19 protein-coding genes are annotated in these 14,691 nt (G+C 69.9%); 9 read left to right on the top strand and 10 right to left on the bottom strand.

Annotation, left to right across the window (positions count from 1 at the left end; translation table 11 throughout):
- Positions 1 to 504: 504 nt before the first annotated feature.
- The 3 genes from ACVCAG_RS44195 to ACVCAG_RS44185 all read left to right on the top strand — a co-directional run bounded on the left by ACVCAG_RS44195 (position 505) and on the right by ACVCAG_RS44185 (position 2,488).
- Entirely contained in the window at positions 505 to 924 is a 420-nt protein-coding gene (locus ACVCAG_RS44195; protein WP_440089627.1) for a hypothetical protein, read from the top strand.
- A complete protein-coding gene (locus ACVCAG_RS44190) occupies positions 921 to 1,115 on the top strand; it encodes a helix-turn-helix domain-containing protein (protein ID WP_440089626.1) in 195 nt (64 codons plus the stop codon). The genes ACVCAG_RS44195 and ACVCAG_RS44190 overlap by 4 nt, the downstream gene beginning before the upstream one ends.
- A gap of 347 nt (positions 1,116 to 1,462) precedes the next feature.
- Positions 1,463 to 2,488, top strand: coding sequence for a hypothetical protein (locus tag ACVCAG_RS44185; RefSeq protein WP_440089625.1), 1,026 nt, complete (start codon positions 1,463 to 1,465; stop codon positions 2,486 to 2,488).
- A gap of 94 nt (positions 2,489 to 2,582) precedes the next feature.
- Here the strand turns inward: ACVCAG_RS44185 and ACVCAG_RS44180 are convergent, their stop codons facing one another.
- Both ACVCAG_RS44180 and ACVCAG_RS44175 read right to left on the bottom strand, forming a co-directional pair.
- Complete coding sequence (locus ACVCAG_RS44180; RefSeq protein ID WP_440089623.1) at positions 2,583 to 3,233, bottom strand: cytochrome b/b6 domain-containing protein; 651 nt, start codon at positions 3,231 to 3,233, stop codon at positions 2,583 to 2,585.
- A complete protein-coding gene (locus ACVCAG_RS44175) occupies positions 3,190 to 3,903 on the bottom strand; it encodes a molybdopterin-dependent oxidoreductase (RefSeq protein ID WP_440089621.1) in 714 nt (237 codons plus the stop codon). Before ACVCAG_RS44175 ends, ACVCAG_RS44180 begins: the two co-directional genes overlap by 44 nt.
- A gap of 282 nt (positions 3,904 to 4,185) precedes the next feature.
- Between ACVCAG_RS44175 and ACVCAG_RS44170 the strand changes: the two genes are divergently transcribed.
- Complete coding sequence (locus ACVCAG_RS44170; RefSeq protein WP_440089619.1) at positions 4,186 to 4,611, top strand: organic hydroperoxide resistance protein; 426 nt, start codon at positions 4,186 to 4,188, stop codon at positions 4,609 to 4,611.
- Between the two features lie 344 nt (positions 4,612 to 4,955).
- Entirely contained in the window at positions 4,956 to 5,957 is a 1,002-nt protein-coding gene (locus ACVCAG_RS44165) for an alpha/beta fold hydrolase (RefSeq protein ID WP_440089618.1), read from the top strand.
- Positions 5,958 to 5,979: 22 nt separating this feature from the next.
- On the opposite strand, the gene ACVCAG_RS44160 is transcribed toward ACVCAG_RS44165, so the two are convergent.
- Complete coding sequence (locus ACVCAG_RS44160) at positions 5,980 to 7,476, bottom strand: GMC family oxidoreductase N-terminal domain-containing protein (RefSeq protein ID WP_440089617.1); 1,497 nt, start codon at positions 7,474 to 7,476, stop codon at positions 5,980 to 5,982.
- A 76-nt stretch (positions 7,477 to 7,552) separates the two neighbouring features.
- On the opposite strand from ACVCAG_RS44160, the gene ACVCAG_RS44155 reads away from it, so the two are divergent.
- Positions 7,553 to 8,110, top strand: a complete 558-nt coding sequence (locus ACVCAG_RS44155) for an ABATE domain-containing protein (RefSeq protein WP_440089615.1) — start codon at positions 7,553 to 7,555, stop codon at positions 8,108 to 8,110.
- Positions 8,111 to 8,144: 34 nt separating this feature from the next.
- Here the strand turns inward: ACVCAG_RS44155 and ACVCAG_RS44150 are convergent, their stop codons facing one another.
- From ACVCAG_RS44150 to ACVCAG_RS44130, 5 genes are all read right to left on the bottom strand, one after another.
- A complete protein-coding gene (locus tag ACVCAG_RS44150; protein ID WP_440089614.1) occupies positions 8,145 to 9,038 on the bottom strand; it encodes an SDR family NAD(P)-dependent oxidoreductase in 894 nt (297 codons plus the stop codon).
- A 342-nt stretch (positions 9,039 to 9,380) separates the two neighbouring features.
- The gene (locus ACVCAG_RS44145; protein WP_440089613.1) at positions 9,381 to 10,058 is read right to left on the bottom strand and encodes a carboxymuconolactone decarboxylase family protein; all 678 of its coding nucleotides are present in this window, start codon (positions 10,056 to 10,058) and stop codon (positions 9,381 to 9,383) included.
- A 20-nt stretch (positions 10,059 to 10,078) separates the two neighbouring features.
- Entirely contained in the window at positions 10,079 to 10,897 is an 819-nt protein-coding gene (locus ACVCAG_RS44140; protein WP_440089612.1) for an SDR family NAD(P)-dependent oxidoreductase, read from the bottom strand.
- Between the two features lie 17 nt (positions 10,898 to 10,914).
- Positions 10,915 to 11,199, bottom strand: coding sequence for a TrmO family methyltransferase domain-containing protein (locus ACVCAG_RS44135; protein ID WP_440089610.1), 285 nt, complete (start codon positions 11,197 to 11,199; stop codon positions 10,915 to 10,917).
- Between the two features lie 259 nt (positions 11,200 to 11,458).
- Positions 11,459 to 12,055, bottom strand: coding sequence for an HXXEE domain-containing protein (locus ACVCAG_RS44130; RefSeq protein WP_440089608.1), 597 nt, complete (start codon positions 12,053 to 12,055; stop codon positions 11,459 to 11,461).
- 192 nt (positions 12,056 to 12,247) lie between these two features.
- Here ACVCAG_RS44130 and ACVCAG_RS44125 point away from each other — a divergent pair, with 192 nt between their 5' ends.
- Positions 12,248 to 12,487, top strand: coding sequence for a hypothetical protein (locus ACVCAG_RS44125; RefSeq protein ID WP_440089607.1), 240 nt, complete (start codon positions 12,248 to 12,250; stop codon positions 12,485 to 12,487).
- Positions 12,488 to 12,547: 60 nt separating this feature from the next.
- Here ACVCAG_RS44125 and ACVCAG_RS44120 read toward each other — a convergent pair whose 3' ends face one another.
- Entirely contained in the window at positions 12,548 to 12,850 is a 303-nt protein-coding gene (locus ACVCAG_RS44120) for a zinc-binding dehydrogenase (protein ID WP_440089628.1), read from the bottom strand.
- A 179-nt stretch (positions 12,851 to 13,029) separates the two neighbouring features.
- A complete protein-coding gene (locus tag ACVCAG_RS44115) occupies positions 13,030 to 13,512 on the bottom strand; it encodes a MarR family transcriptional regulator (RefSeq protein ID WP_440089606.1) in 483 nt (160 codons plus the stop codon).
- 149 nt (positions 13,513 to 13,661) lie between these two features.
- Between ACVCAG_RS44115 and ACVCAG_RS44110 the strand changes: the two genes are divergently transcribed.
- Together ACVCAG_RS44110 and ACVCAG_RS44105 are read left to right on the top strand one after the other, a co-directional pair.
- Entirely contained in the window at positions 13,662 to 13,934 is a 273-nt protein-coding gene (locus ACVCAG_RS44110; protein WP_447191565.1) for a hypothetical protein, read from the top strand.
- 40 nt (positions 13,935 to 13,974) lie between these two features.
- A complete protein-coding gene (locus ACVCAG_RS44105) occupies positions 13,975 to 14,691 on the top strand; it encodes a hypothetical protein (protein WP_440089603.1) in 717 nt (238 codons plus the stop codon).

Here is a 14,691-nt window from a genome sequence, read left to right as displayed (position 1 = left end):
CAGGCTCTCGGCCGCCTCCGGAGCCAGCAGCGCGCAGGCCCGCTCCACCTGGCGGTCCCGCACGGCGGCGTAGAAGTCCTGCGCCGCCCGCTGAGCGGAAGGCGCGGCCGCGGACGCGCACCCCGCCACACACACCAGCAGCGCCGCCCCGGCCGCCACGACCGTTGACACGCCGTGGAATCTCATCCATCGCTTCTGCCCCATCAGGTCGTAACTATCACATCCATGGCCCAGGCGATCGGCGCGCGCTCCGTCGCGCCGGCGCCGATTCTTCTCCAGGAGCAGGCCGTCGACTTGGCGGTGGAGGGCGGGAGAGGTTCCGTCGACGCCGATCGCGCGCGGCGTGATCACGAATCGCGGCAGTGTGCGCTCGGCGCGAACAGGTCTGCCCCATGCCGCCCGGACCGGGGCCGACCCGGCCCAATGTCAAGTGTGCTTGACATCGCTGCGAACGCCTTCTACCGTGTCAAGTGTACTTGACTTCTGGTCGCAGGGAGGTAGCTCGTGCAAGCACACGACGAGACCGGGGCCTATCAGGAATCGATCAAGACAGCCGTTCAACTCGTACTCTGGACACTCGTCTGGGTGGCGACCCTTGCCCTGGCCAGATTCGGTCCCGGCCTCTTGTGGGATTCACAGCAACCGGTGGCGAGCTGGGCCGCGGTTGCCGCCAATCTTGTCGTCGGCATCGGATGGATCGTCGCCTTCGCGCGCTTTCTCCGAGGGCAAGATGAGTTGCAACGGAAAATCGTGCAGGATGCGCTGGCGGTCACCCTCGGAGTGGGGTGGGTCGGCGGATTCGCCTACGTCGTCGCGGATGCCGCCGACCTCGTCGTCCACGACGTCGACATCGCACTCTTCCCCGTGCTCCTGGGAGTCGTCTACTCGATCGCCATCATCGTCGGCAAGATCAGATACCGATGAAGAACCGCATCAAGGAACTTCGGACCGAACGCGCCTGGACGCAGGCCGACCTGGCGCAGCGTGTCGGCGTGTCAAGGCAGACGATCAACGCGATCGAAACAGAGAAGTTCGACCCGAGCCTTCCATTCGCCTTCCGTCTCGCCAAGCTGTTCAACCTGAAGATCGAAGAGCTCTTTCTCGACGACCAGTGAAGCGCCTCGGGTGCAGCCGCCGCGCGAATCCCGGCGTCGACCCGACCTCCATCAAGCCGTCGGTGAGCCGGTCGCGCGCGGGGGAGCCTGGCCCTGGGCGCGACCGGCACTCGTCAGTCGACGTACCTGCGGCTCGCCATAGCTTCGGGAGTCCCGGGGCGACGACCCGGGCGTGTCGACCCCGCTGGACGTACCGGTGCCCGCACGTCGGCATCTGCGTGGCGCGGAGCTTTCAGGTCCTGAGCGGCAATGCCTGCATTAAAGTGACATCGTCTCCATCCCGGATCGACCGGCACCGCAAGGCGATCTCCCCTCACGCTCACGAAGCCGAGGTTGAGGAGAGCATCATGTCCCGCACGCGGGCCGTCGCCATGGGATGTTTCCTGGCGATCACCGCCCTTGCCCCGATGGCGGCCCCGGCCGTCGCCACCCACCCGGTCCAGGCGACCCTGGCCGCGCCGGGCGGGAAGGCCCTCGAGCGGGTTCTGGCGGCGCGGCGACCTCCCCTGGGCATGATGGTGACCCTGCAGCGCGATCTGGGCCTCACCACGGACCAGGCCCAGAGCCGTCTGCTCAACGAGATCCGGCTGGCCCCGATCGCGGCGCAGCTCCGCAGACGGCTTGGGACCCGTTTCGCCGGTTCCTGGCTGTTGGGAACCACCGCGCACACCCTCGTGGTGGCCACCACCAGCAGCGCCGACGCCGCCCAGATCACCGCCCAGGGCGCCCAGCCCCTCCTCGTCCGCCGGTCGCTGGAGGAACTGCAGGCGATCAAGGAGAGACTCGCCACCACCACCCGGCCCGCCCTCTCGTCGGTGAGCGGCGTGCGCTACGTCGACGTCAGGACCCGCTGCTCGGTCGGCTTCAACAAGCGCCCCAGGGCGTCGTGCGGGACTCGACGTTCCCGGGCGCCGACCACTCCTGAGTCGCGGTCAACGAAACCTGGAAACCCAGGCCACTGGTGGGCAACGACACCGGTGGCACCATGCGCGTCTACGGTGCCAGGCAGGCCGTCGAGGGCGCCTCGGTCTGCCTGGCCGGGTCCTCCAGCACCGGCCTCAACTGGCACTGCGGCACCATCACCCAGCGCGACGTCGCTGGACAACGCCCAATCGGTCCACCAGCCCGGCGGCCTGTACTACCGCACGACCGCCACCGGTAGCCACTACGGCTGCCTGGCCAGCGACGCCGGCCGCGACTTCGATCTCTACCTGCAAAAACGGACCGGCTCCAGCTGGAGCACCGTCGCGGCCTCGAGCAGCCCCAACCCCTTCGAGGAACTCGGCTACTGGGGCCCGCCCGGCGACTACCGCTACCTGGTGATCTCCGCCATCGGCGCCGGCCCCTACGGCCTGGGCTACACGACGCCGTGACCGGCGCGGGGAACCTGCGGAGGCACTGGTCCCGGCCCCACCGTTCTGGTGATCTCCGGGTTCCGGCCCGTGGCCCGCCGCGGTGGGTCCGTGGTCACCGATCCCTCTCCACCCATCTGGAGTGCCACCTCCTCGCCCAGGCCGGTTCCACGTACCCGGTGCGCATCCCCCGCCGTGCTTGCGGATCCCGGTACGCCATCCGGATGTGCCCGAGCACCACGAGGGCGATGGCCAGGGCCGCCACGTCGTGCACGAAGATGGCGCTCGTCCGGGAGATCACCGGCAGGAGTCCGCCGAACCACATCAGCAGACCGGTGAACATCATGATCGGCACGGTTCCGGCCATCCACCCCGCGTAGATCTTCTGCCCGGCGTTGAACTTGCCGGCGGGCCGCCGATCAGGTGAGGTCCAGCCCTTGCGGACCGCGCGCAGCCACTCCTTGTCGTACCGCGCCAGCCGGTTCAGCCTGCGGAGGTCGGCGCGGAACGCCGACGAGGCGAGGCCGAGCAGGAACGGCGCCGGCAGCAGGATCCCCGACCACTCGTGGATGACGACCACCAGGTGGCGGCGGCCGACCAGCTGGGCCAGCGGCGAGAAGTACAGGCAGGCCGCCGCCCCCGCGCACAGCAGCATGAGCCCGGCCGTGGCACGGTGGACCAGCCGCTCGGCGCGGGTGAACCGCAGTATGCGCCCGGAGCGCTCAGACGGAGCGGTCGGCTCCGTCGAGCCAACCGTCGACGTCATAGCCGTACTCCTCCCAGTAGCCAGGAATGACCTTGTCGGTCACGGAGATGCCGGAGAGCCATTTGGCTGACTTGTAGAAGTACATCGGCGCCGCGTACAGCCGGACGGGCCCGCCTTGAGGGTGCGAGAGCGGCTTGTCCTGCATCTTCAGGGCCACCAGCATGTCGGAACGGCGCGCCTGCGCGAGCGTGAGGCTTTCGCTGTACACGCCGTCGAAGCAGGTGAAGCGGACTGCTTTGGCCTCCGGTCGCACGCCGACCGCGTCGAGGAGGTGCGAGAGCAGCACCCCTTCGAAGGGCGTGTTCGGGACCCGCCAGCCGTCGGTGCACTCCACGTCACCGACGACCCGGGTCTGCGGCAACGCGCGCAGGGCGTCCAGCGTGTACGTCGTGGGGCGGTCGACGAGGCCGTCGATCGTCAGCCGGTAGTTCGTCCGGTCCTTTGTCGGTACCGAGCCCGCGACGCTGAAGTAGCGGAAGCCACTCGGATTGGGCAGGAGCCCGGTCAGCCCGCTGGGGTCGTTCTGGGAGACGGCTCCGAGGGCCTTCTCCCAGCCGCCCTGCAGGTAGGGCGCGGCCACAAGGCCGGCGGCGCCGGCGGCGAGCATCGAGAACATCACCCGCCGCGCGATGGGAGGGCCGCTTTCTGTTTCGTCTCGTGAATCGGTCACCCCGCCATTCGAGCAGCCGCGACGGTGACGAGCCAACGGCGACGGGGAGCCGTAAGACTTTCGTCAGGCTTGCTCGGATGCCGGCGTTCTTGCTGGCGGGGCGGCGTCAGCGGCCTGATCATCTCCCGCGGCGGACCACCGCCACGCGGTACGCCGGCCCTCCCGTGCGTTACCGGTTTGACAGGTGACGGGCGGTGCTGCCAACATCGTCACCAGCCGAACAGGTGACGCCAGTGGGCGTGCCCGTTCGGACGACCGATCACCCCAGGAAGGAAGAACACCATGGCTGCCAGCTACACCGCGGTCGTCACCGTGACGGGAGAGGGCCGCAACGGGGGCCGCGTCACGGCCGACGACGGCCTGCTCGACACCACCCTCGCCATCCCCAAGGAGCTGGGCGGGGCCGGGGGAGCCACCAACCCCGAGCAGCTGTTCGCCGCCGGCTGGGCCGCCTGCTTCCTCGGCGCGGTCAGGAGGGCGGCGGCCCAGCGCAAGGTGAGGCTGACCAGCACGAGCGTCACGGCCGAGGTGACCCTGAACCACAGCCCGGACGACGAGTTCGGCCTCGGCGCCGTCCTCACCCTCGAACTCGGCGGCGTGGACGCCCGGACCGCCGACGAGCTCGGCGCGGCCGCCCACCAGATCTGCCCCTACTCCAAGGCCACCCGGGGCAACATCCCGGTCACCATCCGGGCGACCGCCGCCTGACGTCCCGCCGCATCGGCGGCGCCGGGCGCTCCGCAGGGAAGGAGTATCGTGTCGCACATCCTGAATCTCGCAAGGGCCCTGTCGGTGGTCCTGCTCGCGTTGGCCGTCGCCATCGCCTGCTTCGCCCAGGTGTTCTGAACCCGGCGGCGCGAACGGGGAACGCGAGGGCCGCCGAGCCGGATCGGCCGCGGCCCTCGCGTCCCGCCTCACGGCGTCCGGCGTCCTGCCGCACCGGAAAGCGTTCCCTGCGCGCCAGGAGTCCGCGGGTTCCGCCGCGCGGAAACGCGCCCACCCCGCTTCCCGTGCTCGAAAAACGGTTGTTTTCGATATCGAAGGTGAATGTCATGGACAGGCGTATGTTTTCCAAATTGCTGGTCGCGGGGACGGCCGCGGCGGCGCTGCCCGGCCTGCCCGCGGCATCCGCCTCGGCGGGCGCGCCGAAGCACGCCGGGACGGACGCGCTGAAGCACGTCAAGGCGGGCGTGCTGGAGGTCGGGTACGCCGAGTCGGGCCCGCCCGGCGGTCCCGTGGTCATCCTGCTCCACGGTTTCCCGTACGACATCCACAGCTATACCGGCGTGGCGCCCCCGCTGGCGGCGCAGGGATACCGGGTGATCGTCCCCTACCTGCGCGGACACGGTACGACGCGGTTCCTGTCGGACAGGACGTTTCGCAACGCCCAGCAGGCGGCGATCGCCCTCGACATCGTCGCGCTGATGGACGCGCTCAAGATCGAAAAGGCGGTCCTCGCGGGCTTCGACTGGGGGTCGCGGACGGCCGACATCATCGCCGCGCTCTGGCCCGAGCGCTGCAAGGCCCTCGTCTCGGTGTCCGGCTACCTGATCACCAACCGTGAGGCGAACCGGAATCCGCTGCCGCCGCAGGCCGAGCACGCCTGGTGGTACCAGTACTACTTCGCCACGGAAAGAGGGCGGCTCGGGCTCGAGAAGTACCGCGAGGAGTTCGTCAGGCTCCTCTGGAAGAACGTCTCGCCGACGTGGAAGTTCGACGAGGCCACGCTCAAGCGCACCACGGCGTCGTTCGCCAATCCCGACTGGGTGCCCATCGTGATCCACAACTACCGCTGGCGGCTGGGCCTGGCCAAGGGCGAGCCCCGTTACGACTCCGTCGAGAAGCGGCTCGCCGCGGCTCCGAAGATCTCCGTGCCCACGATCACCCTCGACGCCGAGCTCGACCCGTTCACTCCCCCCGGGAACGGTTCGTCCTACCGCGAGCGCTTCACCGGCGCGTACGAGCACAGGACCCTGCGGGGGATCGGCCACAACGTCCCGCAGGAGGCCCCGGAGGCGTTCGCCAGGGCCGTCGTCGACGTGGACGGCTTCTGAGCAGAAAGCCGCCCCCGCCGCGTCAGGCCTGCGCGACGAGTTCCGCGGCCCGCTCCGCGATGCCGTACACGGTCGCGTTGGTGTTCCCCGACACGATCGACGGCATCACCGACGCGTCGGCCACGCGCAGGCCCTCGATGCCGTGCACCCGCAGTTCCTCGTCCACCACCGCGCCCTCGTCCCGGCCGATCGCGCAGGTGCCGGCCGGATGGAAGTACGAGGCCAGGCCCGCGCGCAGGTAGGCCCGCAGGGCCCTGGTGTCCCGCACGTCCACGCCGGGCAGCACCTCGCCGCCGCGCCAGCTGTCCAGCGCCCGCGCCCGGCCGATCTCCCTGGCGGCCTCCAGGCCCGCGACCATCGTGGTCAGGTCGCGTGTGTCGGAGTAGTAGCCGGGGTCGATGACGGGCGGGGACGCGGGGGAGGCGGACGCCAGGCGTACGGTGCCGCGGCTGTGCGGGCGCATCAGGGACACGCGGATGGTGTAGCCCCGCTGCGGGCCGCCGAGCGCGGGGGAGTGGCTCGGGACGTCCACGAAGATGATCTGCAGGTCGGGCCCGGTCCGCGCGTCCGGGCCGCGCAACAGGCCGAGCGCCTCCCCGCGGTTGTTCCTGGGAGTGGGGACGGGGCGGGCGGGCGCGTACACCAGACCGGCCATGACGTGGTCCTGCAGGTTCGACCCGACCCCCGGCAGGTCGTGCACGACCTCGACGCCCGCCTCCCGAAGGTGCCGGTGCGGCCCGACGCCGGACAGCATCAGCAGGTGCGGTGTCCCGATGGCGCCGGCCGCGAGCACCACCTCCCTGGTGGCCCGTACGGTGACCTGCTCGCCGCCGACGGTGCAGACCACGCCCACGCACCGGCCGCGTTCGATCAGGACGCGGTGGACCGGGGCGTCCGTCATGATGCGCAGGTTGCCGCGTCCGGAGGCCGGAGCCAGGTACGCGTCGGCGGCGCTCTGCCGCCTGCCGTCGACGATGTTCAGATCCGGCCATCCGAAGCCCTCCTCCACGCCCGAGGAGATGTCGTCGGCCCTGCGGTGCCCGGCCTCCACGGCCGCCTCCACGCAGGCTTCGAGCACGGGGTTCGGCTCCGCGGCGGGGGCGACGGTCAGCGGGCCGCGCCGGCCTCGCCACCTGGCGCCGCGCCCCGGCGCCCGTTCGCTCCGCTTGAGGTAGGGGAGAAGGTCGTCGAAGCTCCACCCCTTCGCCGCCCAGGCGTCGTAGCCGGAGCGGTGCCCTCGGGTGAAGACCATGGCGTTGATGGCCGACGAGCCCCCGAGCCCGCGGCCCCTGGCCAGCGGGATCGACGTCCCGGTCGACGCCTGGTTAGTGGTGCGCTCCCCCCAGTTACGCGACGTCCCGAGCAGGCGCGGCCACGCGGGCGGGTCGGAGACGAACTCGGACGGGCCGGTGCCGCCCGCCTCCAGCAGCACCACGCGCGCGCCGGCGTCCTCGGACAGCCTGGCCGCCAGCACGCTGCCCGCGGTGCCCGCCCCCACCACCACGTAGTCGTACTCCACCGCGCCCTCCGATTCGTCACCGGTTCAAGTGGTGACGACCATTGCACGACTGGAAGTCACCTGTCAAACTGGTGATGTGAATCATGTCTTTCTGTGCGGCAACCCCGCGCTCGACTTCGCCTGCACGGTTCGCGCGCGCCGCACGGCGCACGTGGAGACGCTCGACGCTCCCGACCGGCTCGACGCCTGGTATGTGGAGTCCGGCGTCGTCGACGTCGTCTCCTCCTGCACGGAAGCGGATCTGGTCCGGGCGGTGGCGCTGCGGGAGGCCGTCTACGGGCTGGTCACCTCCCGGCTGGCCGGTGACGGATACGACGACCGGGCGCTCGCGCTGGTGAACGAGACGGCTCGCACGCCCCCGGCGACCCCCCAGCTCACGGCCGGGGGGCGGTGGGTCGAGGCGACCCCGGCGCAGGCGCTGTCCACCGTGGCCCGGCACGCCATCGAACTGCTCAGCGGGCCGGAGATGCCGCTGATGAAGGAGTGCGCCAACCCCGAGTGCACCAAGATCTTCATCGATCGGTCGCGCGGCGGGCGCCGGGAGTGGTGCGGCATGGAGTCCTGCGGCAACAAGATCAAGGCGGCGGCCTACCGGGCGCGCAAGAAGGAGGTGCGGACGGCCGGCGCGCGCTGACCGCGCCCGCCGCACCGGACGGCGGCGGTTCGCCTCAGGCGATCGCGACGGCAGGCGGGGCGAGCGGGGCCAGCTGCCGGCTGAGCCCCAGGACGGCCTTGGCCGTTCGCGGGTCGGCGGCGGGGGCGAAAGGGCGGACGGGACGGACCTTGGGCCCGATGACCAGGCCGGTCCGCCCGTCGAGCGAGGCGTCGGCCGCGGCGAGGATCGACGACCGTGCCGCCACCGACGCGGAGCCGGACGTGGCGTACTCGAAGGTTCGCCGGAGCAGCGGCCAGAGCGGTCGCAGTCCCGGCGAGACGATTCTGGACGACAGCATGGTGCCGTTGGTCATGTCGGTGGCCGCCCCGCCCGGGTCGGCCGCGAAGACCGAGACGCCCGTGCCTCGCAGCCGCTCCGCGAGATCCAGCGTGTAGGCGAGGTTGGCGAGCTTCGCCCGGCCGTACCAGTGGAAGCCGTAGTAGCCGCCCGGCGGCTCGACGGCGTCGAAGGAGCGTTTGGCGACCCGGATCGAACCCGAGGTGACGCTCACGATCCGGCTTGGTCCCGCGGCCTGGAGCGGTTCCAGCAGCAGTTCGGTCAGCAGGTACGGGGAAAGGTGGTTCACGGCGAACGACGCCTCGATCCCGTCCACCGTCTGCTGCCGGTCCGCGAACATCGCCCCGACGTTGTTGACCAGGACGTTCAACGGTCCTTCCCCGGCGAGGCGGGTCGCGAGCGCTCGTACGGCATCGAGCGACGCGAGGTCCGCGGCGATGAACCTCGCCCCCGGGCCGGTCGTGACCGCGTCGATCCGCTCGACCGCGCGGGCGCCCCGCTCGGCGTTCCGGCCCACCACGGTCACCGCGTAACCGATCGCCGCCAGCCCCATCGCGGTCTCCAGGCCGATTCCCCCGGTCCCCGCCGTCACCACAGCCCGTTTGCCCACGTTCTCGCCCTTCGCCGGCCATCCTTTAATGGATAGCTATCCGCTTTCTGGTCGTACCGCAGCACAAACGGATGGGTATCCGATTAGGAGGGCCGGATGCGGCAGCGAACCTCGGGTGCCGTTGGCCGATGTGGCACCAGCCGCCATATTGACCCCGACCTGGGAAGTCGGCTTCCCGCTTCTCAGGTCAGATCGTGTGGTCGGCTGGTCGATGGCAGGGCCTGTCGAGAGCTCGGGGATGTCTTTAAGACCGGTGGAGCGAATGCCGCAGAGTAGACGGGCGATGGCCGAGACGGTGCTCTCCGGCTGGTGAGCAGGCCGCGCGCAGCCGGCGAGCGGTTATCAGCCCGGCGCCCTCGAACCGGAGCCCCGCCGAGGAAAGAGAACCTTGGCGGCGGCCCAGGCCCGGGGCAGCCCGAACTCGGCCAGGCCGCGGAGCAGATCGCGCAGGGTTTCCTCGGTCACTCCGGCCGCTTCGGCCAACTCGGCGTGAAGGTGGAGGGATTCGCCCAACGTCTGGTAGAAGACGTCCACGACCAGACAGGCGATGGCCCGCTCGCGGACACTGAGGTGGGGGCGGGCCCAGCGCTGGGCGAGCTGGTCCTCGGTGAAGGCGGCCAGGCCCGGGTCCACGTCCTCAAGGTCGCGTACGGCGCGGGCCAGCGGCCCGGTCAGCGGCACCGGCTGGACCGCCTCGGTGTCGGATGCCTCCGGGAGGCCGAGCTCGGCCAGACGCTGGAAGGCCGGGACGAGGATGGGGTAACCCACGTAGGGGGCCAGGTGGCGGTAGAGCTCCCGGATCGACTCGGGTTCGACGCCGTTGGCCAGGGCCATCTGCATGTGCATGGCCAACGGCAGGTCCAGGTGGGGGTGGCACAGGTCGGCGGTCAGGCAGACGAACGCCTTCTCACGCAGGGTCAGGTGGGTCAGGCCCCACAGATTGTGGCCCGCGCCGACGGCGAGCCGGGCGAAAACGGGGTCGAGCGCGACGAGGGCGTCGACTCCGGCGAGCTGGGGCATCGGTGTGCTCCGTTCAGGGTTCAGGACAGGCCGAGGGCGCGCAGGCGCAAACGGTCGAGGGTGTACTGGGGGACGATGCGGCCGAGAGTGCTCATCAACCGGGACTTCTTGCCGACCGGGTAGCGGGAGCGGGGCTTGCGCGCGGTCAGGGCGTGCAGGACGGCGCGGGCGACCACGTCGGGGCTGGAGCCGGAGCGTTCCTCCTTGAGCCCGGCGGTGGTCATGGTGCGGTAGGCAGCGCCGTACAGCTGCCTGCCCTGCTCGCCGAGGGAGGCCAGGCGGGGTTCGACCTCGTCTTCCAGCTTGTCCACCGCCTCTGTGTGAATGGAGCCGGGTTCGATGAGTACCGCGCGGATCCGCCAGGGTTTGACCTCCATGCGCAGCGCGTCGTTCAGCGAGCGGATGGCGTGCTTGGAGGAGCACAGCGGACCGCCGAACGGCAATGTGATCCAGCTGCCCACCGAGCCGACCGTGACCACGCGTCCGCGCGAGGCCCGCAACATCGGCAGCATCGCCTGGGTGACCGCTATCTGGCCGAAGACATTGACCTCGTACTGTCGGCGCAGCGCGTCCAGGGGAACGAACTCCAGCGGCCCGGTGACACCGATGCCGGCATTGTTGACCAGGGCATCCAGGTGGCTCAGGCGTTCGGCGGCCTCCGCGATCTGGCCGGCGTCGGTGACGTCGAGAAGGATGGGTGTGACAGTGGGGCCGAGTGCTTGGCCGTCTGACTCCTTGCGCACCCCCGCGTAGACGGTGAAGCCCTCGCGGGCCAGCAGCAGCGCGGTGGCGCGCCCGATTCCGCTGGAGGCGCCGGTCACCAGGACGGTCTTCGACATGAGAGGTTCCTTCCAGATCAGTAGTAGGTGCGCATCAGCTCGATCGCCCACTCCGGCTGCACCGTCTCGCCCTGCGGGCCGAACTCGGCCATGTAGGGCTTGATGTCAAGGACCGGGCTGCCGTCGATGGCGTCCAGGCCGCGGACATGGAGGTCCAGGCCGTCCACGGCAAGTAGTCGGCAGCGCGAGACGCCCAGCAGGTTCGGCCGGTTCTTGCCGCGCTGGGCGAAGATGCCGACCTTGGGCCAGTCCGGGTTGTCGCGGGGATGGCGGGCGGAGGTGTTGATCGAGGATGGGTCCACGAGGTGGAACCGGAAGACCGCCTCCAGATGCGAGAAGGCGCCAGCCCGGTGAGCGCCTCCGGCCCGAAACGTGTTCCGTCGAGACGGATCAGCGCCTTCCCGGCATTCCAGTCATCGTCGAACGCCTTGGCGCGCCCGCCGACGACCGTTCCCACTGGCTGCACAACAATTCGTTCCATGTTTCCTCCAGTCGGGTCGCAATCATCGGACGCTGTCCTGCCCAAGCCCGTCAGCGTCCAGGTGCGGCAATGGGGCCGCGCTACCTGACCAGCGCCTGGACCTGCTGCTCCTCGGCTTTGAGCAGGCGGTTCTCTTTGATGAGGAAGTAGATCAGCAGCCCGCTCATGACGAAGTGGCCGCCGGCGGTGTACAGGCCGGGGAAGTAGCCGCCCTTGAGGATCGGGAAGACGAAGTGGGCGACGCCGTTGAGCAGGCCGGCGCCCAGGGCGTACCACCACAGGAAAAAGTTGGCCACGCGGACGCGGTAGAGCGCGCCGGCACCGGCGAAGAAGTAGAGGGCGCCGAACCCGAAGACGAAGACGAGCAGGAACTCCTTCTCCGGCCAGTCACGCGGCGAATCGAACAACTCGACGATCTCGTGCGGGAAGCCGCCGGTGTACTCCTCGGCCATGTGGATGAGCTGGAAACCCACCGCGCACAGGTAGACGGCGATGACCTTCCTGGATTTCACCGGGCGGGTGTAGCTGAAGGCGATCCAGCCGCTCCAGCCCAGCACGCTGGCGATCACGAGGATGACGGCTCCCTGAACGGGGAGGGTGAGCAGGGCCCAGGCGCAGAAGGCGGCGGCCAGGATCGCCATGACGGTCGCCGAATAGGGTTCAGGTCGCTTGGTCATGGCCGGAACTCTAAGAAGATCGCGATGGTGGTCGCTTCCGTCAGGTGACTGACGTGTGCTCGGGGCACATCGGTCACCCGACGGAAGCGATGGGCATGACCGGCCACCTGGTCGTCAGGTCGCCGTCGTTTCGCGCTGGCTCGGCGGCGGCCCTGAGAGCGTGAAGGCGGGGGTACGCGCTACATCGTCACTGTGCTGCCGGTCGATCCGGTCGAGGTGCGGGTGACCTCAGGCGAGGCGGAAACGGTCACCCCGGCCGCGACCATGCCCGGCATGGGCCACGCCCTGCCGCCGGTCGGCACCCTCCAGGCCGGTCAGGGCCGCTTCGTCGCCACGGAGAACCTGTTCGCCATGGACGGCGTATGGGAACTGTCGATCATCCTGTCCGGGGATCAAGGTGAAGAGATGATCACCGTCAGCATGCCGCTGTGACGGCAAGGTCACTGTTCCCAGACGGGAGCGCCTGTCCGGAGGCCACGGCCGGCCCGCCGTTCAGACGGCGAGGATCACCTTGCCTCGCACGTGGCCGCCCTCGACGACATGATGCGCGCTCGGGGCATCGTGGAGGGGGAACGTCTGGACGGGCAGGATCAGCCGACCGGTCGCGGCCACGTCGACGACCCCGCGCAGGGCGGTCAGGGAACGGGTTCCCACTCGCTGTATGCCATGGTTCTTCACCGCGTGCCGGTCGACGGTCGTCCCGATGCGGTGGCGATCCGGAACCAGTGCGAGGCTGGCGGCGACGGCCTGGCCACCGACCAGATCCAGGGCCGCGTCGACGCCGTCCGGCGCCAGGTCACGGACCCGGTCGCGGGGTTTCGACCTGCCGGGCGCTCAGGACTTCCGGAGGACCGTAGCGGCTGAACACGATGACGGTCGGCATGAGGGGTGCTCCCGGGGTCAGCAGGCGAGAGGTGGTCCGTAGGGTCTTTCCCACCAGGTCGACTGATCGGAAAGGGTGTGCGCGGCAGCCCTCACCGCCTGGGTTCCTGCTGCTCGTCGTGGGTCCGGGCGGCGTCGCGGACGGTGGTGAGGCTGGCTGCGAGATGCTCGCGCTGCGAAGGCGAGAGCGGGCCGAAGGTGAGGCGTTCAAGTTCGGACCAGGCCGCGCGGATCAAAGGGCACAATGCGCGCCCGGCGTCGGTGAGTTCGACCTCCACCGAACGCTGGTCGCTCTGGGACGGCGCCCGCACGACGAGCTGCGCGCGTTCCATGGCCTGCAAGGTCGCAGTCACCGTGGAGCGGTCACGGGCCATGAAGCGGACGATCTCGAACTGTGGCACCCGACCGTGGTCCTCGAGGTACAACAGGACGACCTCCTGCGGCGCGACCACCCCTACGTCTGCCAGGAGCGAGGCGGCCAGGGCCGCATGGGCCCGCACCGTCTGCAGCAGCAGCGAACCCAGCGGGGCCTCCGCGATCTGGGCTCCCGGATGGGAACCCTTTTTTGTTGGCATGCCAACATGTTAGCCGCCATACTGTTGGTATGCCAACAAAATCTGCTGGCTCTGATCCCGTGGACCCGACCTGCTCTGCCTTGCCTTCGTCCTCATGATCGGCGGCCTGGCCTCCCTGCTCAACACCACCATCTTGGGCGTCGCCCTGGATGATGCCGGAACCGCGCTCGGCGCCGGCGCCGAGCAACTCCATCGGCAACGGGCTGACCCTGCCCCGGTTGCAGACGATCCTCCCGACCGCGGCGGGCCCGCGGCGGCTGGGCCGGGTGATGGCGCTGGTCGCAGTGCCCGGCCAGCTCGCACCACTTCTCGGACCGGTCCTCGGCGGCCTCGTGCTCGTCCCCGCCGCATTGCTACCGAATCGCGATCCCGAACTCACCGGCATCAGCACGGTAGCCGGTCGGCGAACATCAGTCAGGTGACAGAGGCGATCCCCGAGGGCTTCTGGCTAGGGTCGGCGCCATGAAGCTGATCAATGACCATCTGGCCGTCCAGGCCCGGACTGTACCCCCGACCGGTGACGGCTTCGTCATGCTGGCCGGTGAGGTCGGTTCCTGGCGTGGCCCCTTCGCGTCTGCCCCCACACGACTGGCCGCCCGGCTCAAGGCGCTGGCCGCGGGGATCGAGGCGCGCGAGGCGAACGTGTTCCGCGCGGTCCTGCGCCCGCCCGGCGAGGGCGAGGAGGTGCTGGCCGCGAGGGGCATCCGGCCGGCGCGCTTCGACGTCGTCGTGCTGATCCGCACCGCGTCCGTGGAGGCCGCGCTGGAACTGCGCAAGAGTGCCGCCTACCAGGAACTCGCCGAGACCCTCCGCGCGGCCGCCCGCCGTACCCACCAGATCGTGGCTGACAACGCCGGCCGGCTCGGCGACGTGGACCACGGCCAGGACCACTGCTACCTGTTCAACTACTTCTACGCCGACGACCGCGAGACGCTGCTGAAGGTGTGGGAGTACACCGCCGGGTGGTTCCAGGCCAAGACCGCGCTGCCCAGTTCCGCGCTGATGCGGCCACTGGAGGACGAGCCCGCCGACTACGGGTTGATCAACCACGCCAGCTGGCCCAACTGGCGCACCTTCCTGCCCAGCCTGATCTTCCGGCCCACTTTCCGCAGCTTCGTGCTGGCCAACTTCAAGGCCAACGGCATCGCCGCCCAGCCGATCATCTACCGCCGGGTCTGA

Source organism: Streptosporangium sp. G12, assembly GCF_052983175.1.
The sequence above is the reverse complement of the archived record's forward strand: the minus strand, read 5'-3'. Positions and strand labels throughout refer to the sequence as shown.